At 41.1% G+C, this 23,320-nt stretch carries 20 protein-coding genes; 10 read left to right on the top strand and 10 right to left on the bottom strand.

Going from position 1 to position 23,320, the window contains the following annotated elements; all coding sequences use genetic code 11:
• The first annotated feature begins 161 nt into the window (after window positions 1-161).
• Together AAEU31_RS02955 and AAEU31_RS02950 are read left to right on the top strand one after the other, a co-directional pair.
• Window positions 162-371 carry a cold-shock protein gene (locus AAEU31_RS02955; protein WP_036972536.1) on the top strand — a complete coding sequence of 70 codons (210 nt, stop codon included), beginning with the start codon at window positions 162-164 and terminating at the stop codon, window positions 369-371.
• Window positions 372-544: 173 nt separating this feature from the next.
• On the top strand, window positions 545-1,246 hold the full coding sequence (locus tag AAEU31_RS02950) for a substrate-binding periplasmic protein (RefSeq protein WP_135926698.1): 702 nt from the start codon (window positions 545-547) through the stop codon (window positions 1,244-1,246).
• Between the two features lie 2 nt (window positions 1,247-1,248).
• Here AAEU31_RS02950 and AAEU31_RS02945 read toward each other — a convergent pair whose 3' ends face one another.
• The 3 genes from AAEU31_RS02945 to udk all read right to left on the bottom strand — a co-directional run bounded on the left by AAEU31_RS02945 (window position 1,249) and on the right by udk (window position 4,004).
• Window positions 1,249-1,974: a substrate-binding periplasmic protein gene (locus tag AAEU31_RS02945; RefSeq protein ID WP_421966380.1), complete on the bottom strand. Its 726-nt coding sequence runs from the start codon at window positions 1,972-1,974 to the stop codon at window positions 1,249-1,251.
• A 158-nt stretch (window positions 1,975-2,132) separates the two neighbouring features.
• The gene (locus AAEU31_RS02940; protein ID WP_421966379.1) at window positions 2,133-3,356 is read right to left on the bottom strand and encodes a NupC/NupG family nucleoside CNT transporter; all 1,224 of its coding nucleotides are present in this window, start codon (window positions 3,354-3,356) and stop codon (window positions 2,133-2,135) included.
• A gap of 18 nt (window positions 3,357-3,374) precedes the next feature.
• Window positions 3,375-4,004: a uridine kinase gene (udk, locus tag AAEU31_RS02935; protein ID WP_135926701.1), complete on the bottom strand. Its 630-nt coding sequence runs from the start codon at window positions 4,002-4,004 to the stop codon at window positions 3,375-3,377.
• A gap of 191 nt (window positions 4,005-4,195) precedes the next feature.
• Between udk and AAEU31_RS02930 the strand changes: the two genes are divergently transcribed.
• From AAEU31_RS02930 to AAEU31_RS02915, 4 genes are all read left to right on the top strand, one after another.
• Window positions 4,196-5,425 carry a phosphopentomutase gene (locus AAEU31_RS02930; RefSeq protein WP_421966378.1) on the top strand — a complete coding sequence of 410 codons (1,230 nt, stop codon included), beginning with the start codon at window positions 4,196-4,198 and terminating at the stop codon, window positions 5,423-5,425.
• On the top strand, window positions 5,425-6,126 hold the full coding sequence (gene deoD / locus AAEU31_RS02925; protein WP_036972525.1) for a purine-nucleoside phosphorylase: 702 nt from the start codon (window positions 5,425-5,427) through the stop codon (window positions 6,124-6,126). The genes AAEU31_RS02930 and deoD overlap by 1 nt, the downstream gene beginning before the upstream one ends.
• Before the next feature lie 211 nt (window positions 6,127-6,337).
• Window positions 6,338-7,078 (top strand): ferredoxin--NADP reductase, encoded by a 741-nt coding sequence (locus tag AAEU31_RS02920; RefSeq protein WP_135926703.1) that lies wholly within the window; start codon window positions 6,338-6,340, stop codon window positions 7,076-7,078.
• Between the two features lie 71 nt (window positions 7,079-7,149).
• Window positions 7,150-7,914, top strand: a complete 765-nt coding sequence (locus AAEU31_RS02915) for a nuclear transport factor 2 family protein (protein WP_421966377.1) — start codon at window positions 7,150-7,152, stop codon at window positions 7,912-7,914.
• A 359-nt stretch (window positions 7,915-8,273) separates the two neighbouring features.
• Here the strand turns inward: AAEU31_RS02915 and AAEU31_RS02910 are convergent, their stop codons facing one another.
• Window positions 8,274-9,164 carry a tetratricopeptide repeat protein gene (locus AAEU31_RS02910; protein WP_135926705.1) on the bottom strand — a complete coding sequence of 297 codons (891 nt, stop codon included), beginning with the start codon at window positions 9,162-9,164 and terminating at the stop codon, window positions 8,274-8,276.
• Window positions 9,165-9,436: 272 nt separating this feature from the next.
• Here AAEU31_RS02910 and AAEU31_RS02905 point away from each other — a divergent pair, with 272 nt between their 5' ends.
• On the top strand, window positions 9,437-10,810 hold the full coding sequence (locus AAEU31_RS02905; protein ID WP_135926706.1) for a GAF domain-containing sensor histidine kinase: 1,374 nt from the start codon (window positions 9,437-9,439) through the stop codon (window positions 10,808-10,810).
• 63 nt (window positions 10,811-10,873) lie between these two features.
• Here the strand turns inward: AAEU31_RS02905 and AAEU31_RS02900 are convergent, their stop codons facing one another.
• On the bottom strand, window positions 10,874-11,131 hold the full coding sequence (locus AAEU31_RS02900) for a hypothetical protein (RefSeq protein WP_421966376.1): 258 nt from the start codon (window positions 11,129-11,131) through the stop codon (window positions 10,874-10,876).
• A gap of 263 nt (window positions 11,132-11,394) precedes the next feature.
• Here AAEU31_RS02900 and katG point away from each other — a divergent pair, with 263 nt between their 5' ends.
• Complete coding sequence (katG, locus tag AAEU31_RS02895; RefSeq protein WP_421966375.1) at window positions 11,395-13,572, top strand: catalase/peroxidase HPI; 2,178 nt, start codon at window positions 11,395-11,397, stop codon at window positions 13,570-13,572.
• A gap of 1,105 nt (window positions 13,573-14,677) precedes the next feature.
• Here katG and AAEU31_RS02890 read toward each other — a convergent pair.
• Entirely contained in the window at window positions 14,678-16,276 is a 1,599-nt protein-coding gene (locus AAEU31_RS02890) for an ABC-F family ATPase (RefSeq protein WP_138558813.1), read from the bottom strand.
• Window positions 16,277-16,733: 457 nt separating this feature from the next.
• Between AAEU31_RS02890 and AAEU31_RS02885 the strand changes: the two genes are divergently transcribed.
• On the top strand, window positions 16,734-18,359 hold the full coding sequence (locus AAEU31_RS02885) for a methyl-accepting chemotaxis protein (RefSeq protein ID WP_421966374.1): 1,626 nt from the start codon (window positions 16,734-16,736) through the stop codon (window positions 18,357-18,359).
• 68 nt (window positions 18,360-18,427) lie between these two features.
• Here AAEU31_RS02885 and AAEU31_RS02880 read toward each other — a convergent pair whose 3' ends face one another.
• From AAEU31_RS02880 to AAEU31_RS02865, 4 genes are all read right to left on the bottom strand, one after another.
• Entirely contained in the window at window positions 18,428-18,835 is a 408-nt protein-coding gene (locus AAEU31_RS02880) for a type 2 periplasmic-binding domain-containing protein (protein WP_421966373.1), read from the bottom strand.
• Between the two features lie 12 nt (window positions 18,836-18,847).
• Entirely contained in the window at window positions 18,848-19,993 is a 1,146-nt protein-coding gene (locus AAEU31_RS02875; protein ID WP_421966372.1) for a porin, read from the bottom strand.
• Between the two features lie 770 nt (window positions 19,994-20,763).
• A complete protein-coding gene (locus tag AAEU31_RS02870) occupies window positions 20,764-21,540 on the bottom strand; it encodes an EAL domain-containing protein (RefSeq protein WP_421966371.1) in 777 nt (258 codons plus the stop codon).
• 199 nt (window positions 21,541-21,739) lie between these two features.
• A complete protein-coding gene (locus tag AAEU31_RS02865; protein WP_421966370.1) occupies window positions 21,740-22,240 on the bottom strand; it encodes a lactoylglutathione lyase family protein in 501 nt (166 codons plus the stop codon).
• Window positions 22,241-22,335: 95 nt separating this feature from the next.
• Between AAEU31_RS02865 and AAEU31_RS02860 the strand changes: the two genes are divergently transcribed.
• Window positions 22,336-23,202: a LysR family transcriptional regulator gene (locus AAEU31_RS02860; protein WP_421966369.1), complete on the top strand. Its 867-nt coding sequence runs from the start codon at window positions 22,336-22,338 to the stop codon at window positions 23,200-23,202.
• The last annotated feature ends 118 nt before the right edge of the window (window positions 23,203-23,320 follow it).

Here is a 23,320-nt window from a genome sequence, read left to right as displayed (position 1 = left end):
AGGCACCAGCTAGAAAGAAAGCGTGTAATTAATAAATCTTTATTTCGTTGTTGTATAAGTAATACTTGTAGTACCGTCCTGAAGTTTTTAAGTACCATCTCATTTTTTGCTACACCCGCCCATTAGGGCATGTTTAATTTTTTTATATCAGGAATAATACTATGTCTAACATCGTATCAGGTACAGTTAAGTGGTTTAACGAATCTAAAGGTTTTGGTTTCATCGAGCAAGAAAATGGCCCAGACGTGTTTGCACACTTCAGCGCTATCAAAAGCGACGGTTTCAAAACTTTAGCTGAAGGCCAACGTGTAGAGTTCACTCTTTCACAAGGTCAAAAAGGCCCACAAGCGGATAACATCACTCCGTTATAATATTTGCTGAAAAGTAAATATTAAGAAGAAGCAAGCTACGGCTTGCTTTTTTTGTGCCTAAAAATTGACTGAAGATATGAATATTTCTATATTTAATTCGGCTATCTAATGAGGATGTACGAATTATCATAAAGTATTTGTTTTTAGCTTGTCTTAGCTTTGCTCCGAGTTTGATGGCAAAACAAACTATCACCATTTATACAGAGCAATTTCCACCCTATAACTTTTCCAACAAAGGTCACCTAGAGGGTATTAACCTAGAGTTTGTTAGGGCAATGTGTGTGGATGCAGAGATTGAGTGTCAATTTGAGCTATTGCCTTGGCCTAGAGCCTATCATTTAGCGCAAAAAAAGCCATTGTCTGGTTTAGTGTCAACTGCGCGTATTACCGACAGAGAAGCACTATTTAATTGGATAGGCCCGCTTGCGTCATCAAAAAACTTCTTTTATCGCCTCAAATCTAATGAGCACATCAACCCGCGTGACCTAGCTCAAGTAAAAGAATACAGCGTATGTACTGTTAGAGAGAGTATTTACGAAAACTTTTTAGAGAGCTTAGGGTTTAAAGCAGATAAGAACTTATTAAAAGTAAGTCATTACTATGAATGTATAAATCTGTTTTTAAAAAACAAGGTTGAACTAATTGTTGGCTCTGAGTTGTCATTTCGGTATTTATTAATGCAATACGGGCATTATGGGCAAGAGGTTGTCAAACTGGTTGAGTTACCGCTTGAGAGAACACAAGGTAACTTTTTAGCTCTTAATAAAGATATCCCTGATGAAATCTTATCAAAACTACAGACAAGTTATGATCGATTGATTCAGCGCGGTTTACTCGAAAAATATATTGCAGATTATTTTGTCCCAATAGAGTAAAGCTAGTTTGTTGTCATCATCACGTTTTGGTATTGGGTTGTTTTTGAAACCTCAACAAACGCTTGTTTAAGCGCCTTAATATAGCTTGGCTGCGTATTTAGGCTCGCAGCTAAATAACCTTTCATAGTTAAAAAGTCGATAGCGTAAGCAAAGCTAAAGCGAGCCTCATCTAGTGCTAGCTGCTCAGCCATTGCACTTATATAATTTTTATCATCAATAATTAAATCGACCTTGCCCGCCATTAATAACTGATATGATTTAGTGATGTCTGAGGTATATACCACGACATAACCTCGCTCAGTTAAGCGTTGAGCCGCTAGGTCATGTCGTTGCACGGCAATCTTGTATTGTTTAGCCTGTTCGTTTGAGGAGATGTCTATATCGCTGCGAGAGCTTAATTTAACAAAGCCCATTTGATAAGTCGCTATTTCTCCAATCCAATGAAATAGAGCTTCTCGTTCGGGAGTTTTAGCCATGCTAAAAATAAGTGTGTTCGGTTTCTTTAGTGCCATGTTGTAAGCACGTGCCCACGGATAGAGCTCAATATTTGCCTGTAAATTTGCTTTAGCAAAAATAGCTTTGACTAACTCGGTGCTGTCACCTGTTACTTGATTATTAATTAACGTTTGATTTGGCGGAGAAAGCTCAGTGACAACCGTAAGTGTTGGTGTACTGAAGGCAGGCCAACTGAGAAAAAATATCAGTATAAAAAGTTGAAAACGGTTCATGCGGATACTTAAAAAGACTTAGTAAATAAATCTTAGCACATAAAAACGATAAAAGGGCCTTGCGGCCCTTGGTGAAGTATCGTTCAAGTCAGATAGACCTTTAACCCCTTAAAGTTCTATCCTATTGTTTTGCAACTACGGCTCATCTCATTAAGTTTCTAAGCTAGCGAGAGGAAAAAACCTGCAATTGCTGCACTCATGAGGTTAGCCATAGATCCTGCTAACACTGCTCTGAGCCCTAAGCGTGCGATATCCTTTCGCCGACCAGGCGCCATACCGCCCAATCCACCTAGTAAAATTGCTATCGATGATAAGTTAGCAAACCCACATAACGCGAATGTGACAATCGCTTGTGTGTGCGCGCTTAACGTATCGCGATAATTAATAAAGTCGAGGTAAGCAACAAATTCGTTAACTACAACCTTCTGACCTATAAAACTGCCTGCGATTACTGCTTCGTTCCACGGTACACCTAATAACCATGCCACTGGAGCGAATACGTAACCTAAAATTTCTTGTAGCGTTAATGTTGGGTGATCAAACCAACCACCAATACCGCCTAATAGCCCATTTAGAAGTGCAATAAGTGCTACGAAAGCAAGTAACATCGCACCTACATTTAGTGCTAGTTGCATCCCGTTTGCGGCACCTGATGCTGCTGCATCAATTACGTTAACCGGTTTTTCTTCTTGTATCTCTAAATCTGCTAAATCTTCTTTTGGTGTTTCTGTCTCTGGCACAATCATTTTTGCCATTAAGAAGCCACCCGGTGCTGCCATAAAGCTGGCTGCAATTAAGTATTTAAGCTCTACACCAATTGTTACGTAACCTGCCATAACTGAACCAGCTACGGTAGCAAGGCCACCTACCATTACCGCAAATAGCTCTGACTTTGTCATGCTGGCAATGAATGGCTTAACAATCAATGGTGCTTCTGTTTGGCCAACGAAAATATTGGCGGTTGCAGAAAGCGATTCAGGGCGCGAGGTTTTCAATAGCTTTTGTAAGCCACCGCCTAGAATCTTGATTATCCAATCCATCACCCCGATGTGATACAACACAGCAACCAGTGCTGAGAAGAACACAATAACGGGCAATACTTGTATCGCAAAAATAAACCCTAGGGTATCTTGCGATGCCAGTGAGCCAAATAAGAAGCTAATCCCGTCATTGGCATAACCAATAACTGATGACACTCCTCGAGACATACTTGCCAGTACGTTTTTACCCACTTCGAAGAACAAGACAAAGCCACCAATTAGCAATTGAAGTAAAAAGGCGATGCCTACTGTTCTTAAATTAATTGCTTTACGGTTCGTTGAAGCCGCGAAAGCAATGGCTAGTAGCACAACAATGCCTACTAAGCTCATAAATGTCGTCATACTGACTATTTCCCGTTGTTATTGTTGCAGTAAATATTTTATTTTACTTTTAATTATATCAATGGCAACGCGATTCATACCGCCGCGTGTGACTACGAGATCAGCTTTGTGCTTTGATGGCTCAATAAACTGATAAAACATAGGTCGCACTGTCGCTTGATATTGATCAACAACGGACTGTAATGTTCTGCCACGCTGCTCCATATCTCGTTGCATACGGCGCATAAGGCAGATATCTAGCGGTGTATCAATGAACACCTTAATATCAAATTCTTTTCGAAGTGCCGGATCACTCAGTAGCAAAATACCTTCAACGATAAGTACTTTTGCAGGTGCCACTCGACGCGATTCATCGCTGCGGGTGTGCATTGCATAGTCATAAGTTGGTACGTCTACTGATTTTCCAGCGCGCAACTGAAGTAAGTGCTCATGCAAAAGCTCATGCTCGAAAGCATCAGGATGGTCGTAATTTGTTTGCGTTCGATGGTCAAACGGCAAATGCGACTGATCTTTGTAATAAGCATCTTCTTCGATCACTGCGATCGCGCCCGGTTCAAGCTCATTGACTAATTCGTTATAAATCGTCTTGCTAAAAAGAGACTTGCCCGACGCAGATGCGCCAGCAATAGCTATAATTGTTCGTGTCACTAAAGTTCTCGCCCACACAGAAGGAAACATTGTTAGGTAGATCACAATAGCAAAAAAGACACGATTAATCTCTTTTGCTTCGCTTAGAGATGCAAATTTATAATGTTTCTGTTTTATGAAACAGGACTTATGTCCTGTACCAAAAATTCGAAGAGCATATAAAGTAGCCACATATTGATAACGAGGTACCCATGGCAAGAGCACTTATCTTAATGGCAGATAGCCTAGGAATTGGCGCAGCACCCGACGCAGAGAAGTTTGGTGATGTAGGCGCAAATACCTTTGCTCATTTACTTAAAGCCTATGCAGAAGAAACTGGTGAGCAGTTATCGCTACCTAATCTTACCCGTTTAGGTTTAGCTGATGCATGCGAAGCCGCAGGTAAAGAACCTTGTTTAGTCAGTGACCGCCAAGCACCTATTGGCGCATGGGGTTACGCTAAAGAGTTATCAAGTGGTAAAGACACGCCTTCAGGCCATTGGGAAATGGCTGGCGTACCTGTGTTATTTGATTGGGGTTACTTCCCAAACACACAGCCGTGTTTTCCACAAGAATTTGTTGACGAGCTAATTGCTCGTGCTGGTATTCCGGGCATTTTAGGTAACTGCTATGCCTCAGGAACAACCATTTTAGAACAACTAGGTGAAGAGCACATGCAAACCGGTATGCCGATTTGCTACACCTCAGTTGATAGCGTGTTTCAAATAGCCGCGCACGAAGAATCATTTGGACTGGAGAAACTTTATCAGGTTTGCGAAATCGCACGGGCGCTGCTTGATGAAATGAACATAGGAAGAGTGATTGCGCGGCCATTTTTGGGTTCGAGCCGTGACGATTTTGCCCGCACAGGTAATCGTCGTGACTATTCGGTGCTACCACCGTCGCCAACCTTGCTTGATAAATTATCGCAAGACGGCGGTGAAGTGATAAGTATTGGTAAAATTGCCGATATTTATGCGCATCAAGGCATCACCCAAAAACACAAAGCGCCAGGACTGATGAACTTACTTGAGAAAACCTCAGAAGTCATCGCAAGCGCACCTGATCATAGTTTGATTTTTACAAACTTAGTTGATTTTGATGAAAAGTACGGTCATCGTCGTAATGCAGTTGGCTATGCTAAAGCATTAAAAGAGTTTGATGATTACCTACCAACCATCTTAAATCAGCTAAATAGCGATGATGTGTTAATCATCACTGCCGATCACGGATGTGATCCAACAGCAGCAGGTACTGACCATACACGTGAATACGTGCCAGTACTTGCTTACCAACCGGGAATGACAAACACCCCGCTTGGAGAACGAGCTAGTTTTGCAGACATAGGTCAAACCCTTGCCCAGTGGTTTAATCTTCCTGCACTTGAATACGGTGATAGCTTTAAAGACCAGCTATTAGCGAACAAAAAAGGAAACCAATAATGAGTACTCCTCATATCAGTGCCAATGTAGGCGAATTTGCAGAAACGGTATTAATGCCGGGTGATCCGCTTCGCGCTCAATACATTGCTGAAAACTTTTTAGATGACGCAAAACAAGTAACAGGCGTTCGTAATATGTATGGTTTTACCGGTACCTACAAAGGTAAACCAGTGAGTATTATGGGCTCTGGGATGGGTATTCCATCAATGTCAATTTATGCCCGTGAATTGATCGTTAGTTACGGCGTTAAAAATCTAATTCGTATTGGTACCTGTGGCGGTATTGGTAGCGACATCAAAATCCGTGACGTTATCTTTGCACAAGGTGCAAGCACAGATTCAAATGTAAACCGTGCACGCGTGCGTGGTTACGACTTTGCCGCTATTGCTGATTTTGGTTTATTACTTAATGGTGTAAACGCAGCAAAAGAATTAGGCATTGAAGCAAAGGTAGGTAATGTATTTACTACAGATACGTTCTATCAAGCAGATAACACATTCTATCAAGAATTAGACAAGCTAGGCGTACTTGCTGTTGATATGGAAACAGCTGGCATGTACGGCGTAGCCGCTGAGTACGGCGCAAAAGCGATGGCACTATTTACTGTTAGTGACCACGTAATCACTGGTGAAGCAACACCAAGTGAAGAGCGTCAAAGCACTTTTAACGAAATGGTTAAAATTGCTTTAGAATCAATTTAAATAAGTTCCTTGGTAACGTATTCACTGAAATTTGGAAACACGCCCAAAGTGAAGTGAGACTAACCTCAAAGCCGCATTTATGCGGCTTTTTTTATAGCTGCGTATTTATCTCGCGTAAAATCCAGTTTGCATCTTGCAACCGCCTCTTAAAACTTGAAAATTCAAGCAATTGTTGCCACCTTTAATAGAGGAACAATACTCGAGGGTTTGTATGTCTAATTGGATTGAAGCAAAAGTTAAAGACGTTAAATGGTGGACCGACTCATTATTTAGCTTAATTGTTAATGCCGATGTAGAGCCATTCACGGCTGGGCAGTTTACAAAGCTTGCAATGCAAGTGGGTGATAAACGCGTAGCACGCGCATATTCTTACGTGAATGCACCAAATAATCCTGATCTTGAGTTTTATCTGATTAATGTTAAAGACGGACAACTTTCTCAACAGCTTGCACAATTAAAGCCGGGCGACTCAGTAACAATTGAGCGTCGTGCTACAGGCTTTTTTACCCTTGATGAAGTGCCAAGCAGTGAACAGCTATATATGCTGAGCACAGGAACAGCACTTGGGCCTTTTATATCAATATTAGAGCAGGGCGAAGTGTGGCAAAAGTTTGAGCATGTTCATTTGGTGCATGGTGTACGTTTCAACGAGGACTTAAGTTATCAAGAGCGAATCAAAGCGCTCCAGCATCAGTACCCAAACCTTTACTATTCGCCTGTAGTCAGCCGAGAGTCAGCCACAGTGGGATTTAATGGCCGGATCACAGATGTGATCAAAGACCGTCGTTTATTTCAAGTTATAGACCGTCCTGTTGCTCCCGACACCACACAGTTTATGATTTGCGGTAATCCAGAAATGGTAAAAGATACTACGGCTATTTTGTTAGAGCTTGGTTTTAGCCGCAATAGACGTCGTGAACCTGGGCAGATCACAGTAGAGCAATATTGGTAAAAAACTATGCCAAACAGCTATAATTTGCTACCTTAGCGCCTTTATTGAGGCATGATGCATTTAGGAAAATTATGAAACCGTTATTTTTTGCCATCAGTTTACTATTCACATGGCAGGTTTTTGCTAGTGACCAAACTAGTGAACAAAGCCAGCAACAAACCGAACAAAAAACAGAAAAGAAAGATGTTGCACGTTTAGAATTTATTGAAGACAAAGCTACAGAGAGCGAAAACTCTGCGGTAATTAAAAGCCAAACTGAAGTAACTAAACCAGAAGCCGTTAATAAGGGCACTGAAAAGAAAGAAGCTGCAACGGCGACGGTTGCCGAAGCTGATGATAGTAAGGTAATAGGCTCTGTTAACCCGGCACCTGCTGCGCAACCTAAAACCGCAGCTGAAAAGCAAGAAGCCGTTGCTGAAGCAACAAAAGCTGTAAACCAAGCTAAAGAAGCCTTAACAGCCAAACAGCAAGAAAAAGCTCGTCAGTCACGAGAATCTATGGCTGTAATCGAGCAAGTTATTGCAGCGTACAACGCTCGTAATATCGATGCATTTATCAAAATGTATGATGAAAATGTAGAGTTTTATACGTTTCCAAATGAGCTTATGTTTACCGGTAAAGAAAAGCTAATTGCACGATACGGTATTATGTTTAAAAAATTAAAGTGCATTAAGTCTTCACCGATAAAACGCATTGTGCACGGTAATATAGTGATTGATCATGAACTATCAGAGACTTGTTCTGAGGATCCCAAAGTCGTTGATAAGCGAGCCGAGTTTGTAACTAGTTATCAAGTCGAAAACGGCAAAATAACCAAAGTGTTATTCTTTCGTTAGGCATTAGAAAAGAGCAGCGCAGCTGCTCTTTTTTGTTGGAGGGCTGAAAGTCAGTGAATTTCAAGTTAGCGAGTTTCAAGAGCAAAGGTGCGAGTAACGAGATGTGAGGTAGTAGCGATTTTACATCGCGTCCCAGAACTTAAAGCTTAATGTTTCATTCGTAGGCGTGAAACTTGTTTCGCGTGTCTGATAGCCTCTATATGTTGGTTATCGCTTCGCTCGACCCAACCGACCTGGAAAGTGAATAGGTCGAATGCTGAGAAGAGCGCTCGACCTAAATAACCCCACAAATCGGAAATCTAATATCTGATGATTAAACTGCCTACAGCGGGATAAACCCGCTGCTACATGGGGTTAGGCTAAACCGTTTCATTTAACAACGAATTAAAGCTGTCGTTGTCGTGAAGGCTGGCAAAAGCGCTTTCGTGTAATAGCTCGTTACGAAGGTTTGGTGAGTATTCAAGTGCCATACGAATATCGGCCATCGCATCAGCATGTTTATGAAGTAATGCATAAGCACACGCACGTTGCCAGTATGCATAGCCATAGTCACTGTCTATTTCGAGGGCTTGATTACATAGCTCAATAGCCTCACCCGTTTCATTTATTTCTAACAGTGCATCTGCTTTGTAAGCAATCGCTTCTACGTCTTCAGGTTTACGTTTTAATATCTCGTCAAAAATTTCTACTTTATTTGCAACATCACTTTCTAAGTTAGCACGCATCCACAGTGAATGAACTTCGTTAGTGATCGAGATTTTTTGCTGATTTAATAAGATCTCTTCAGATCGCTCACGTAGTTTTTCTTCAAGAACTTTTAAGCGCTCTTCGTATTCTTTAGTGATGGCACTAACACGCGTATTTACAATATCTTCTACTTTGTTTTTCACATCACGCAGTGAATTCCAACCAACTAAAACCAAAATTGAGGCAGTAATTGTAATAATAAAAAATACATTATTGATGGTGTCTGTCGTGTAGGTTAACGCGCGATCGGCTGTATCTAACTGCGTATGAGTGACTTGCTTAGTGACATCTTCTCTCAGTTTTTGCTGATCTTGGCGAACTGCTTTTAACTCATCAAGAATATAACGCTCTAAAAGAGGCTTATACATTGGTTCTTGAAGGTTATTCAGTGCTTGTTGTTGTTCGGCTTCACTAAGGGCTGGGCGGTTTTCAGGTTCATTTTGAGCTGCCGCTAGCGTATGAAAGCTCATTAAAAAAGTGATTAAAATTAAGATATAACGCATAACTTATTTATGTTTAGTGAATTCTAAGTTCACTTTAACATGCGTGAGCACTGGGGACTAGGCAAAAAAAAGCCAACTCGGGGGAGAGCTGGCCAAACTGCTTAAACAACATAAAGTCGTAAGGGGTATCAACAGGAGTTAGGTATAAATATACCTGTGTCTATCTGAACAACCACTTAATACTAAAAGGTTTTTTAAAAATTCAAAGTCAGTCTTTAAGAATGGCTATGTTCGTCTAGACTTAAGTTGATGTAAAACTAAAAGGTGATGGTATGCGCCAACAACTAGTCCAACTGCTCTATGGAGTATCAATTTCCTCTGATCTTGACAGTGGTAATGTTGAATTAGCTGAACGCTTAATCCTTAATGCTGTTCTTGATGGCCTAGAAATAGGCAGAGCTGGGATCTGGCTTTTAAATGCCGAAAACACCGCCATTGAATGCCGATTATTACTTGATAGAGAAAATAATCAGGAAATTCAGACACTGGTTCTTCCACGCGATGCATATCCAGCATATTTTAAAGCGCTCGATACCCAGCGAACGATCACCGCAGAAGATGCCCATACCGATCCAGCCACTTTTGAGTTTAGTGAAAGCTACCTGAAACCGCTTAATATTGGCGCTATGCTCGATGCGCCGATTCGCTATAAAGGTAAAATGATCGGAATATTTTGTTGTGAGCATATTGGTGGAGCAAGGCACTGGAGTGAAGATGAGTGTTCATTTATCGGTGCATTAGCAGATTTATATGGCAGAGCACTGTCGGCTCAAGAAAATGAACGAACCAATGCAAAGCTTGAACGTGCCAATCAATTATTAGAGCAACGGGTGGCAGAGCGTACTCGCACGCTCGAAGTGACCTTATCTGAATTGACGACCATGCAAGAAAAGTTGATCGAATCAGAAAAAATGGCTTCGCTTGGTAACCTTGTAGCGGGTATAGCACATGAAGTAAATACCCCAATTGGCATTGCAGTCACCGCGAATAGCTCCGCCAAAGATAAACTTAATACCTTAAATAAATTAATAGAATCTAATACGTTAACTAAAACGGCATTACTTGAAGGAATGAATCACTTAAATGAATGTTTTAAGATTTCTTTTGCAAATCTTGAGCGCGCGGCAAAGCTAATTAGTGATTTTAAGCAAACTGCTGTTGACCAATCATCTTTGAACTTACTTGAAACAAACATCAAAGACTACCTTGAAAATATTTTACATAGTTTAATGCCATTGACCCGAAGCCATAATATCGAAGTCGATATTCAATGTAATGACGACCTTAAGCTAATAACTGTACCTGGGGCATTAAGCCAAATTTTTCTGAATCTTGTTAACAACAGTTGTGTACATGGGTTTGTGGGCAGAGATCAAAATAAAATAACAATATCAGTAACCGTTGATAAACAAAGCGATACCTACTCTATTTGCTATTTAGACAATGGTCATGGCATGAGTGAAGATGTAATGCATAAAGTGTTTGAGCCATTCTTCACCACCAAACGTGGCAATGGAGGTAGTGGTTTGGGTATGTCGATAGTTTATAACCTTGCAACGCAAGCACTGCAAGGCGAAGTCAGCATCGATAGCAAGCCAAATAACGGCGTTACCGTCACTTTCAAATTGCCGCAAAAACTTGCATAACTAATTAATTTTTAAACAAGTTGCAGGCTAAATAATCTGGTGACTGGGTAATAAAATTAAAAATTAATCAGTTTGCTTGGCAAGACAAGAAATATCAGTGCATTTGTTGTCTTTGCAAAACTGCTTAATACGTTTTTTAGAATATAAATAATTAAAGCTTATAGGTGTTATTAGTAGCGCAAGCCAAAACATTAACGAGCTTCGAAAAGTTAATCCCACAAGCGATGCGACTACAAGGCCCGTTAACATCAAGATAGGTAAATTGGCAATAAAAAAGTTAATGCTTAGTTGTCTAGCAACTTCAGGATTAATGGTTTTCATAAGGGCTACTCGCTGTTTAATAATACCCTTATAAAATGGACGGTTTTGCAAAATGAATCAAATCAGATTTTTCTATCGGTGCAATCGATTTAAATCCATGTTCTTAATCTAGCTTTATCAAAGTACAACTTCTATAGTTTTAAACAGCAGGAACTTATTTGCTATTAGTTATTCATAACTATTAGAAATCTCTCTTTATGACGAAAGGGATAAAAGTGAGCTTTTAGCGTTTCGTCATATTTTTAGCTTATGAGGAGCACATAATGAGTAATGGAAAAACGGGCCAGTGCCCGGTAATGCATGGTAGTAACACTGTCACCGCTCAATCAAATACCGACTGGTGGCCAAACGCACTCAATTTCGACATTCTTCATCAACACGACAGTAAAACGAATCCTTACGGCAAAGACTTTAATTACGCAGAAGCATTCAAATCTCTTGATCTTGAAGCTGTTAAAACCGATTTAAAAAACTTAATGACCGAAAGCCAAGAATGGTGGCCAGCTGACTGGGGCCATTACGGGGGTTTAATGATCCGTATGGCGTGGCACTCAGCGGGTTCATATCGTCTAGAAGATGGTCGCGGAGGCGGTGGTACGGGTAACCAACGCTTTGCACCATTAAATTCATGGCCAGATAACGCTAACTTAGATAAAGCACGTCGTTTACTTTGGCCAATTAAAAAGAAATACGGTAACAAACTTTCTTGGGCTGATTTAATGATCTTAGCCGGTAATATGGCTTACGAATCAATGGGTTTAAAAACTTTTGGCTTTGCGGGTGGTCGCGAAGATATTTGGCATCCAGAAAAAGACGTTTACTGGGGCGCTGAAAAAGAATGGTTAGCACCCAGTGATGAGCGCTATTCAAATGTAGAAAAACCAGACACCATGGAAAACCCATTAGCAGCAGTACAAATGGGCTTAATTTATGTAAACCCAGAAGGGGTGAATGGTAATCCTGATCCGCTTAAAACGGCTGAACAAGTTCGCGAAACATTTGCCCGTATGGCAATGAATGACGAAGAAACTGCCGCACTTACAGTGGGTGGTCATACCGTGGGTAAAACTCATGGTAATGGTAGTGAAGAAAACGTTGGCCCTGAGCCAGAAGCGGCTGATGTGTTTGAGCAAGGCCTAGGTTGGAACAATCACAATTCACGGGGTATTGGTCGCGATACCATGACGTCGGGCATCGAAGGCGCGTGGACTACTCACCCAACCAAATGGGATAACGGTTATTGCTACTTGCTGCTTAACTACGAGTGGGAACTTAAGAAGAGCCCAGCAGGTGCATGGCAGTGGGAGCCAATTGATATTAAAGAAGAAGACAAACCAGTTGATGTTGAAGATCCATCAATTCGTTTAAATCCAATCATGACCGACGCCGATATGGCAATGAAGATGGACCCAACCTATCGTAAGATTATCGAGCGTTTTAACGATGATTTTGAATACTTTAGTGATGTGTTTGCACGTGCATGGTTCAAGCTGACGCACCGCGACTTAGGTCCTAAATCACGTTATTTGGGTGCCGATGTACCAAGCGAAGATCTGATCTGGCAAGATCCGATCCCTGCGGTGGATTACACCTTATCAGACAGCGAAATTAGCGAGCTTAAAACCAAGCTACTTAACTGTGGTTTAAGCCAAGCTGATTTAATCACTACAGCATGGGATAGCGCCCGTACTTACCGTGGTTCAGATCATCGTGGTGGTGCAAATGGTGCTCGTATTCGCCTAGCGCCGCAAAAAGATTGGCCGGGTAATGAACCAAAGCGTTTAGCTAAAGTATTAAGCGCACTTGAGTCAGTACAAGCGAGTTTAAGTAAACCAGTAAGCCTAGCTGACTTAATTGTTTTAGGTGGTACAGCAGCGGTTGAACAAGCAGCAAAAGCCGCGGGTGTTGATGTAACTGTACCATTTGCGCCGGGTCGTGGTGATGCCACGGACGAGATGACAGATGCAGACTCGTTCGACGTACTTGAGCCAATTCATGATGGTTTCCGCAACTGGCTCAAGGAAGATTACGCTGTTTCAGCAGAAGAGCTAATGTTAGAGCGTACGCAATTAATGGGCTTAACTGCACCAGAAATGACCGCTCTTGTTGGTGGTATGCGTGTACTTGGTACTAATCATAATGGCACTTTACACGGTGTATTTACAGATAACGTAGGCACACTTAGTACTGACTTTTTCGTTAACCTAACCGATATGGCTAATACGTGGAAACCACTGGGTAAAGGCTATTACGACATAATTGATCGCAGCACGGGTGTAACTAAATGGACAGCAACACGCGTTGATTTAGTGTTTGGTTCAAACTCAATCCTACGCTCTTACGCAGAGTTTTACGCACAAGACGACAACAAAGAGCGTTTTGTGAAAGACTTTGTCGACGCATGGGTAAAAGTAATGAATGCCGATCGCTTTGATATTTAATTTAAAATTCCTTTAAGTACAAAGGCTACACAATGTGTAGCCTTTTTTAGTTTAGGGAAGTTAGCGAGTTAAAAGAGCAAAGTGACAAGGTAACAGCGATTTCATATCACGTCCTAGCGCCTAAAACCCAGAACCTAATGCTTTCATTCGTAGGACTGGCTTGGGTTTTGTTTTCTCTGTGTAGCGCCTCGGTGGTTCCAATATTTTTTCACAAAGAGAAGACAATGAGTATGCGAAATAGACAGCTACTTAATTTAAATCCTCTAAAGCGCAGCGTCTCTGATCCTCTTTGTGAGTTTAGTTTCTCTGTGAAGCGCGCAGCGCCTCGGTGACCTCTGTGGTTCCAATATCTTTTTCACAAAGAGAAGTGAAAGAGGGTACTTCAGATAATTATTAAATGTATATTAGTCTGCTGGATCTTTTTCTAACCACAGAGGACACAGAGAGCACAGAGTAAGAGAAGGAGAAACCATAATCTCTTTGTAAATATTGTTTTCTCTGTGTAGCGCGCAGCGCCTCGGTGACCTCTGTGGTTCCAATATCTTTTTCACAAAGAGAAGAGAACGAGAAGACAATGAGTATGCGAAATAGACAGCTACTTAATTTAAATCCTCTAAAGCGCAGCGTCTCTTATCCTCTTTGTGAATTTAGTTTCTCTGCGAAGCACGTAGCTCCTCGGTGACCTCTGTGGTTCCAATATCTTTTTCACAAAGAGAAGTGAAAGAGGGTACTTCAGATAATTATTAAATGTATATTAGTCTGCTGGATCTTTTTCTAACCACAGAGGACACAGAGAGCACAGAGTAAGAGAAGGAGAAACCATAATCTCTTTGTAAATACTGTTTTCTCTGTGTAGCGCGCAGCGCCTCTATGTACTCTGTGGTTCAATTGTCTTTACTCACAAAGAGAAGAGAACGAGAAGACAATGAGTATGCGAAATAGACAGCTACTTAATTAGAATCCTCTAAAGCGCAGCGTCTCTTATCCTCTTTGTGAATTTAGTTTCTTTGTGAAGCACTTAGCGCCTTAGTGGTTCAATGTTTAAATCTAAACAGAACCACCAAAGCCACCAAATAAAGGGAATAGCTATAAAACCTGTTTAAGCTTACTGCGCTTGTTGCGCAACATGGTCCATATATTCGTCGAACGTGCCCTGAAAATCGATAAGCTTTTTATCTTTAATATCGATGATACGAGTCGCTAATGACGATACAAACTCACGGTCGTGGCTCACAAAAATAAGCGTGCCTTGGTAATCTTTTAAAGCATTATTGAGCGCTTCAATGGCTTCCATATCCATGTGGTTAGTTGGCTCATCCATAATTAGCACATTGATGTCTTGCATCATCAGCTTACCAAACAATAGACGGTTCTTTTCACCACCCGAGCAGTTACGTGCTTTTTTGTTAGCGTCATCTGCAGTGAATAATAAACGGCCTAACATAGCACGAACCATTAAATCGTTGTGCTTAGCGGTGCGCCACTGCGACATCCAATCGAACAGAGTTAAGTCATTATCAAACTCTTTGCTGCTGTCTTGTGGGCAATAACCAATGCTGGCATTTTCAGACCACTTAACCACACCTTCGTTACTTTGTAATTCGTTAACAAGGCAGCGTAATAGGGTGGTTTTACCTACACCGTTTTCACCAATAACCGCAAGCTTAGCACCGGCTTCTAGCAATAAGTCACCACCACTGAATAGGGTTTCACCCTCAAAGCCATGACCTAGTTTAGTAAGCTCTAATGCTTGGCGATACATCTTTTTACCTTCGTCAAAACGAAGTGATGGGCTAATACGGCTTGATGCTTTTACTTCATCAAGCTTAATTTTATCCATGCGCTTAGCACGAGAGCTGGCTAGTTTTGCTTTTGATGCGTTAGCACCAAAGCGGTTTACGAACTCTTGTAGCTCGTCAATTTCAGCGCTCTTCTTAGCGTTTTCAGCAAGCAGTTGTTCGCGTTGTAAGCTTGAAGCTTCGATCCACTTTTCGTAGTTACCTGGGTAAATTCTTAGCTCGCCGTAGTCGATATCGGCCATGTGTGTACACACCGAGTTTAAGAAGTGACGGTCGTGCGAGATAATAATCATCGTACACTTTCGCTGGTTAAGCTCGTTAGCTAGCCAAGTAATTGTGTGAATATCAAGGTTATTGGTTGGCTCATCAAGTAGCAAAATATCAGGGTTTGCAAACAGTGCCTGCGCTAAAAGCACTCGTAGTTTCCAGCCCGGCGCAACGTTCGCCATTAAGCCGTAATGAAACTCTTGCTCAATACCCGCTTGGATCAAAATTTCTTCTGCACGGCTTTCTGCTGTGTAGCCATCCATTTCGGCAAAAACGCTTTCAAGCTCAGCGACTTTCATGCCATCTTCTTCACTCATTTCTGGCAGTGAATAAATACGGTCGCGTTCTTGTTTTACTTTCCAAAGCTCGGCATCACCCATGATAACCGCATCAACCACAGTGTATTGCTCAAATGCAAACTGGTCTTGGCTAAGCGTACCTAGCTTTAAACCCGGTGCAATCGACACATTGCCAGAGGTTGGCACAAGCGCACCACTTAGAATTTTCATAAAGGTCGATTTGCCGCAGCCATTCGCGCCAATTAAACCATAGCGGTTGCCATTACCAAACTTAGCTGAAATGTTCTCAAACAAAGGCTCTGCACCAAACTGCATGGTGATATTTGCGGTTGAAATCAACGAATTATTCCTAGAAAAATACTGACAGGGTTATGGGCGCAGAAACTGCGAAAATAAACAAGCAATAGGGTAAATAATAGGCCGCGGATTATACAGATCAGCCCTAAAGAACGCCATTAAAAAAGAGAAAGTTTCAAGGGGAAAGGGGAAAGTTATGAGATGCGAGATTCGAGGTAGTAGCGATTTTACATCGCGTCCTAGCGCCTAGTGCCCAAAATCTAGCACCTGATGACGCGGGATAAACCGGCTGCTACGCGTAGGCGTGAAACTTGTTTCGCGCATCTCAGAGTTGAAGGCTGAAAGCTCTTGTCTTTTTGAATATTATCTTCTCGCTCTTCATCCAGATCCTAAAAAAACGGCACAAAATACGAAAAAAACCTGAAAATATATAAATATAGTTAATACTTTAGGGAAATCGGGCGATAATATTAAGACTATGACAGCAAAGGTGGATTAAATGTCTGCAGGTTTCTCTTTCAACAACTTAAGCATTTCAAAAAAGATACATGCCATAACATGCATTGCCATAACGGCATTCGTGATTATAGTGGTAACCAACTTTATCGCTATGAACGATAACAAAATTTCACTCGATGAATTAGAAAAGTCATCCTATCAAGTCGTAAAACTTACTACCGCCAATGTTGCCTTACTCGAAAAACTAGACGAACTATATACACAGGCAGTGACATTTGGTGAATCAGATTTAGTCGATAGCGCAGCACAAACCTATAAAAAGATTAACGAAAACCTACAAGATATCATCAGCATTAACGATGGCTACGTGAATAGCGATACAAAAAAACAGTTAGAGCTTTATGCACAAACGTCTTCGAGTATTGCAAGCTCGATGATTGAAGGAACTGCCGACTTCAGCAAAATTCAGCAGCAAGCCCAGCAAAAAACCAAACAGTACGAAACCGTGCTTGAAGGTTTTAAGCGTGCTCAATCTCGCGCTGATGATCGCTTTTTTGAGCTTGTACAAGCAACCAAAGCTCGTTCAGACAATGCGCTTAATTTAATGCTGATTGTCTCGGGAGTTTCATTACTGTTACTAATTGCTACATCGATTTGGATTGCCCGTGGAATTGGCTCATCAGCCAGTGCTGCGGCAAGTAACTTACGTTTGTTAGCCGATGGGAAAGGCTCGCTGAGCACTCAACTTGAAGTACACGCTAAAGACGAAATAGGTCAGGTATCAATTAATTTTAATGCCTTTATACAGCTACTAAAGGCTGCTGTACTTGAAGTAATAGCGGTGTGTGAGCCATTAATGGAAAACTCAACTCGGCTTGTGCAAGGTATGGAACGCGCAGAGCGTGCAACAACCAAACAAACATCAGATGCCGAAATCGTAAAGCAATCGATGGAAGAAATGCGTCAAAGTGTTGCTGATATTTCTCACTCAGCGGCAAACGCATCGCAAGCTGCGCAAACCGCTGAACGGGAAGTAGAGCAAAGCCGAACGCAAATACGACGCTCTGTAAGTGAGTCACGTACATTAAGTGATGAAATTAACCAAGCTGCTTCGACAATTAACCAGCTGGCGAATGACACTAAAAATGTAACGCAAATTTTAAATGTAATTACCTCTATTGCTGAGCAAACTAATTTACTTGCTTTAAATGCGGCTATTGAAGCTGCGCGTGCAGGTGAACAAGGCCGTGGTTTTGCGGTTGTTGCTGACGAAGTGCGTGAGCTTGCTTCAAGAACATCACACTCAACTAACGAGATCAGAGAGCTACTTACAACACTAACCACCGCAGCAAGCGATGCGGTAACTGCTATGAACTCAGCCCGAGATATGGCTACAAACAATGCTGAAGCTGCTGAAAATACAGGGCAATCTATTGATAAAATTTCTGAGCAGATATTATCAATTAACGGCATGAACTCTCAGATTGCCGCAGCCACCGAAGAACAAACATCTGTGGCAAGTATGGTGGTTGAGAACGTGTCGAATATGCATATGTCGTTTGAAGAAACAATGGATTCACTCTCGGCGGTACGTGATGTAGCGAAGAACCTTCATTACCTTTCTGATTCGTTACTCGACGCCACTGCAAAATTTAAAGTTGAGTAATTTAAGCGCATAAAAAACCAGGCATCGCCTGGTTTTTTATTAACGGTAGTGAGTATTTAAGCTAGCACTTAAAAAGTACCTACTACTTTAACTTTATCAGTTACTTTTGCTGCATCGATATAACCAATGGCGTCGCTATTGGCTGCAACAAAATCAATAACAGCTTGATCGTTTGCTAGTTTTTCAGGTGGCGTGCCTTTACCTGTAAATACCAGTTTTGACCAATAAGCGTTAAGCTGGCTGCTCGACTTACCAACCACCTTATCGTTAAACTCGTCGCTTACGCTGTTACCGTCTTGGTTTACCGGATTTACTTTGGTGCCATCATCAAACGACTTTGCTTTGCCAAGGTAAATCTTTTTGATTGTTCCTTCATCAATAGCATTGCCATTTGCAGGGTTTACAATAACAGCAACATCAGCTAATGCAGCGTGCGAACAAACGGTGAGTGCTGTAGCGATTAATAATTTTTTCATCATAAACTCCAATTAAAAAACTAAATCAACAGCAACAGCAACAACGTCGGTTTCTGTATCTGAAATATCATCTTTAAAGCGGCTGAAATCTACTTTTAAAGCAGCTGATGGGTGGAAGTCATAACGAGTACCAATGGTATACACATTGCTCTTCGCTTTTACGCCCTCAAGCACCTGATTAATACCTGCGTTTAAAGCTGGTACTGCAGGTAGTGCGTTGTAGCGGTTGCTATCGTGTTTGTCGTCGTTATTTTCGTAAGTTAAGTGCACAATCCACTCATCCATACGGTAACCAACAGAGGTATAGTATTGAGTTTGTTTAGCAAGGGCGCTGTTTTCTACTTCAAACTCAGTGTATTCAGCATCAAATAGAATGTCGTTGTAATCAATCGAAAAGCCCACAGCGAAGAAAGAGCCATCATCTTTGTTAACAGCAATATCATCAGCTTGATCAACAAAGCCCGCAGCTCTAAGCGTTTGCTCAAGGCCATTAAGCGCAACACCTGCATCGGTGTCGTTTTCGATTGCAATTGTTGTGTCTGCTACAAAGTATGCAGCACGAGCACTGAACCAGTCGTAGCTCATCGTCCAGTTGATACCAGCAATATCATTAAGCTCTGTATCGCCATTAACCGATACCACAGCAATGTTGCCATCGAAGCTACCGTAAATAACTTGAACGGTTGAATCCCAATCACCTAATTGTGTGTTGTGTAACAGGCTTAGGCCTTCATACGTTGAAAACGGGAGGTTATAAACAGATTGCGGCGGACGAACCCAACGGTAAGTATAACCAACGTCTAAGAAGTCTGAGTAACGGTAAAAAGGCACACGCATTTTACCAGCACTCACTTGTAGCTCATCGCTGAACTCATAGGTTAAATAAGCCCACTCAAACTCAGCATCAAAATCATCGCTACCACGCGCTACAATTTGTGCCGTAGCGCTTAGTTTTTCTTGTAAATCTGCAGAAAGCTGTAATGCGAACATACTTTCGTTTTTAAACGAAATATCGTCATCGTAACCATAAAGCGTTGCGTCGTCGTCAAGGGCTTTACCGCCAACAATAGAAGCAAAGCCATTTATGCGAACCTCTGCCATTGTGTTTGCAGACACAAAAGCAGCACATAGAGCCAATGCAATAGGAAGTTTTTTCATTGTGTATCCCTAGTATTTAGTATGAAAATGTTGATTTCGCTTAATATTATAGTAGTGCGTAGCGAAATGGGCGACACAAGTTACAGATAAATTGTAATTACGGCAATCAGTAAGTTGTTATTTTTAAATTGAAAAAGGTACAAATTAAAGTTGGAAAGCGGCCTAAAAGCATCTGTTAGTGCTCTTAATCTTAAATCAGCCCGTAGGATTTTTTATGCGCACAGAGAAGCGAATAAGGGTAAATCAGTTAATTGTATATTAGCTTGATAGATCTTTTTCTAACCACAGAGGACAAAGAGAGCACAGAGGAAGACAAAAAGTTCTCTTAAGCGAAGCGCCTCTTATCCTCTTTGTGAATTTTGGTGTCTCAGTGTAGCGCGCAGCGCCTCGGTGTACTCTGTGGTTCCTATATTGTTTTTCACAAAGAGAAGTGAATGAGGAAACCCAAATTAACTTCACCAACCTTCTTCTAAGACACAGCCAAGTAACCTATTTATCGAGAAGAACAGTTTGCCAGATCTTTTTTGAACCACAGAGGACATAGAGAGCACAGAGGAAGAAACGGAGGTATTAAAGTGTACTTCTCTAAAGCGAAGCGCCTCGGTGACCTCTGTGGTTCAAATCTTTATTTCACAAAGAGAAGTGAATGAGAAGACAATGAGCATTTGAAATAGACAGCTACTTTATATGAATCCTCTAAAGCGCAGCGTCTTATGATCTCTTTGTAAATTAGGTTTTTGATATAAATCTGATGCGGGCTGACGCAAGTTTTAAGCCTCACGCAACAGACTAAAATCTACCTCAGGCAAACTCTCAAAACCCGGACGTGCAAATAAATAACCTTGCATTAAACTCACCCCAGCTTGGCATAACCATTGATATTCCTCAATCGTTTCAATACCCTCAGCCAGCGTAGTGATATTTAATTCATCAAACATCGCAATACAATGGCTCACAATTGCTTGACGAGTTTTATTTAAATGAATATCTCTAATTAGTGCCATATCAAGCTTAATAATATTGCTTTGAAAGTCAGCTAATAAATTTAAACCCGAATAACCAGAACCAAAATCATCCGTAGCCGTAATAAACCCCAACGACTGATAATATTCAACAACACGTTTAATGTGATTCGTGTCTTCAACTTGCTCAACCTCGGTAAACTCAAACATAATCTGCTCTACCGGAAAGTCATATTGTTTAGCTGCTTCAAGGGTTGTTCTAATACAGCGCTCAGGTTTGTAAATCGCGTTAGGTAAAAAGTTGATACTCAAAATAGAATCAAGCTTTAGCTTTGCTGCAAGCGAAATAGCTTTGATACGACAAAGTTGGTCGAAGGTATAGCGGTTCTCATCGTTCACTTGTGAGATAACAGAATAAGCCGACTCATTATTAGGCCCGCGAACTAATGCTTCATAACCAAAGATCTGCTTTGCTGCGCAGTCAATGATAGGCTGAAAAGCCATGGTGAAATCAAAGCCAAGTTCTAGTTTGTCTTTACAGTTATTGCAACCTGTTGGCTGGCAATGAGTTTGCTTGTCGTGCATGTTTACCTCAGACTAAAGTCTTCTTAATATATAATAGTGCTAGTAAATTGCCAATTGTGCAATGTTAAGGCGGTGAAAGTATTAAAGAATAGCGAAGTTTTGTTTTTCATCGTTCCGGTAAGCTCAAAAAAGTAACGATTTGCATAAATAAATCGTCACTTTCTACAAGGGCTAGCTTATTACTAATTGATAGGCAAAATTAATAAGCGCCTTCACTGTAAGTTAATTCGTAGCTATGGCTGTAAATTTCTAAAATATTACCAAACGGGTCTTCCATATAAATCATACGGTATGGCTTTTCACCTGGGTAATAATAACGTGGTTTTTCCATACGTTTTTTACCACCTGCAGCAACAATGCGCTCTGCAAGCTCTTCAACGTTAGGATCTTGAACACAAAAGTGAAAAATGCCGGTTTTCCAGTACTCAAAGTTATTTTCTGGATTTTGTTGGTTTTTAAACTCAAAAATCTCAACCCCAATTCGATCACCCGTTGATAGGTGAGCAATTCGGAACTTATCCCAGTTAGCACCGAAAACATCAGTACACATTTGGCCAATAGGGCTGTCATCTTCGGTAATCTCAGTTGGCTCCATAATAAGATACCAGCCTAATACTTCGGTATAAAACTTAACGGCCGCGTCAAGGTCTGGAACAGAAATACCAATATGCGAAAAAGTGCGTGGGTATGAATTACTCATAATTAACTCTCCTCAGTAAGAATGAGTTTATAGTTTACGAGCACCCATTTATTAAGTTAAATTATCATTTAACATGTAAATAAGTATATTTTGTTATGATAAACCCGGTTTGGTTAAAAACATTTTGTGAACTAGTCGAGGTAAATCACTTCACAAAAACAGCAGAGCGACTGTTTATGACTCAGTCAGGCGTGAGCCAGCATATTAAAAAGCTAGAACAGCAAGTTGGGGCTTTATTACTGGAGCGACACGGCAAACAATTTACACTTACTCCGCAGGGCCAAAGCTTATACAACAGAGGTAGCCAGTTATTAAAAGAGTGGCAATTTTTGGAGCAACAAGTAAAAAATGATTCACCTTTTGAAGGTAGAGTAAAAATACAATCGCCGGGAAGTTGTGGGCTAAAGTTTTATAACGAATTATTAAGCTTGCAATCAAAGCACTCTAAACTTTTTATAGAGTATGCATTTGCGCCTAATTCTGGGGTCGAAAAGGCCATAGCGAGCCATCAAATAGACATTGGCTTTATGAGCCAAGCACCCACAATGCATGAGGTTACAGGGCAAAAAATCGCAAGAGAACCCTTGTTATTGATAACGCCAGCTCAGTTCAAAACCATAGATTGGCAGCAACTGTGCCAATTAGGCTTTATTAATCACCCAGATGGACAACATCATGCACAACAGTTATTAAGCGTGAACTTTACTGAGTTTGAATCGATAGTTCAGTTTGAATGCAGTGGTTTTTCGAATCAAATCAACTTAATTTTAGAGCCAGTAAGCTTAGGGCTAGGCTTTACAGTGCTCCCCGCTCATGCTGTTCGTGCGTTTCATAATCAAGAAAAGATACAAGTACACACGCTAACGCACCCCGTTTGTGAAGACATATATGCATGCCATCATCGCAATAGACCATTAGCCAAGCGAATGAAAACAGTTATAAACAAAATAAAAAGCCTTTAATCAAGCAATACTAAAATTGGTCATCTTTTTTCTTCTCGTCCCTCGCACCTTGAACCTCGCACTTCGCACCTCGTAACTACTACCTCTAATCTCCCTCCAACTAACTTCTAATACCGAC

Source organism: Pseudoalteromonas thalassia, assembly GCF_049257215.1.
Lineage (GTDB): Bacteria > Pseudomonadota > Gammaproteobacteria > Enterobacterales > Alteromonadaceae > Pseudoalteromonas > Pseudoalteromonas lipolytica_C.
The sequence above is the reverse complement of the archived record's forward strand: the minus strand, read 5'-3'. Positions and strand labels throughout refer to the sequence as shown.

Excerpts from the sequence above, each read along its gene's own strand:
- AAEU31_RS02870 (WP_421966371.1), bottom strand. The coding sequence starts at position 21,540 with ATGCACGACAAGCAAACTCATTGCCAGCCAACAGGTTGCAATAACTGT.
- AAEU31_RS02940 (WP_421966379.1), bottom strand. The coding sequence starts at position 3,356 with ATGACGACATTTATGAGCTTAGTAGGCATTGTTGTGCTACTAGCCATT.
- deoD (WP_036972525.1), top strand. The coding sequence starts at position 5,425 with ATGAGTACTCCTCATATCAGTGCCAATGTAGGCGAATTTGCAGAAACG.
- AAEU31_RS02860 (WP_421966369.1), top strand. The coding sequence starts at position 22,336 with ATGATAAACCCGGTTTGGTTAAAAACATTTTGTGAACTAGTCGAGGTA.
- AAEU31_RS02865 (WP_421966370.1), bottom strand. The coding sequence starts at position 22,240 with ATGAGTAATTCATACCCACGCACTTTTTCGCATATTGGTATTTCTGTT.
- AAEU31_RS02915 (WP_421966377.1), top strand. The coding sequence starts at position 7,150 with ATGAAACCGTTATTTTTTGCCATCAGTTTACTATTCACATGGCAGGTT.
- AAEU31_RS02950 (WP_135926698.1), top strand. The coding sequence starts at position 545 with ATGGCAAAACAAACTATCACCATTTATACAGAGCAATTTCCACCCTAT.
- AAEU31_RS02880 (WP_421966373.1), bottom strand. The coding sequence starts at position 18,835 with ATGAAAAAATTATTAATCGCTACAGCACTCACCGTTTGTTCGCACGCT.
- AAEU31_RS02905 (WP_135926706.1), top strand. The coding sequence starts at position 9,437 with ATGCGCCAACAACTAGTCCAACTGCTCTATGGAGTATCAATTTCCTCT.
- AAEU31_RS02945 (WP_421966380.1), bottom strand. The coding sequence starts at position 1,974 with ATGAACCGTTTTCAACTTTTTATACTGATATTTTTTCTCAGTTGGCCT.
- AAEU31_RS02900 (WP_421966376.1), bottom strand. The coding sequence starts at position 11,131 with ATGAAAACCATTAATCCTGAAGTTGCTAGACAACTAAGCATTAACTTT.
- AAEU31_RS02875 (WP_421966372.1), bottom strand. The coding sequence starts at position 19,993 with ATGAAAAAACTTCCTATTGCATTGGCTCTATGTGCTGCTTTTGTGTCT.
- AAEU31_RS02920 (WP_135926703.1), top strand. The coding sequence starts at position 6,338 with ATGTCTAATTGGATTGAAGCAAAAGTTAAAGACGTTAAATGGTGGACC.
- AAEU31_RS02930 (WP_421966378.1), top strand. The coding sequence starts at position 4,196 with ATGGCAAGAGCACTTATCTTAATGGCAGATAGCCTAGGAATTGGCGCA.
- AAEU31_RS02910 (WP_135926705.1), bottom strand. The coding sequence starts at position 9,164 with ATGCGTTATATCTTAATTTTAATCACTTTTTTAATGAGCTTTCATACG.
- katG (WP_421966375.1), top strand. The coding sequence starts at position 11,395 with ATGAGTAATGGAAAAACGGGCCAGTGCCCGGTAATGCATGGTAGTAAC.
- AAEU31_RS02885 (WP_421966374.1), top strand. The coding sequence starts at position 16,734 with ATGTCTGCAGGTTTCTCTTTCAACAACTTAAGCATTTCAAAAAAGATA.
- AAEU31_RS02955 (WP_036972536.1), top strand. The coding sequence starts at position 162 with ATGTCTAACATCGTATCAGGTACAGTTAAGTGGTTTAACGAATCTAAA.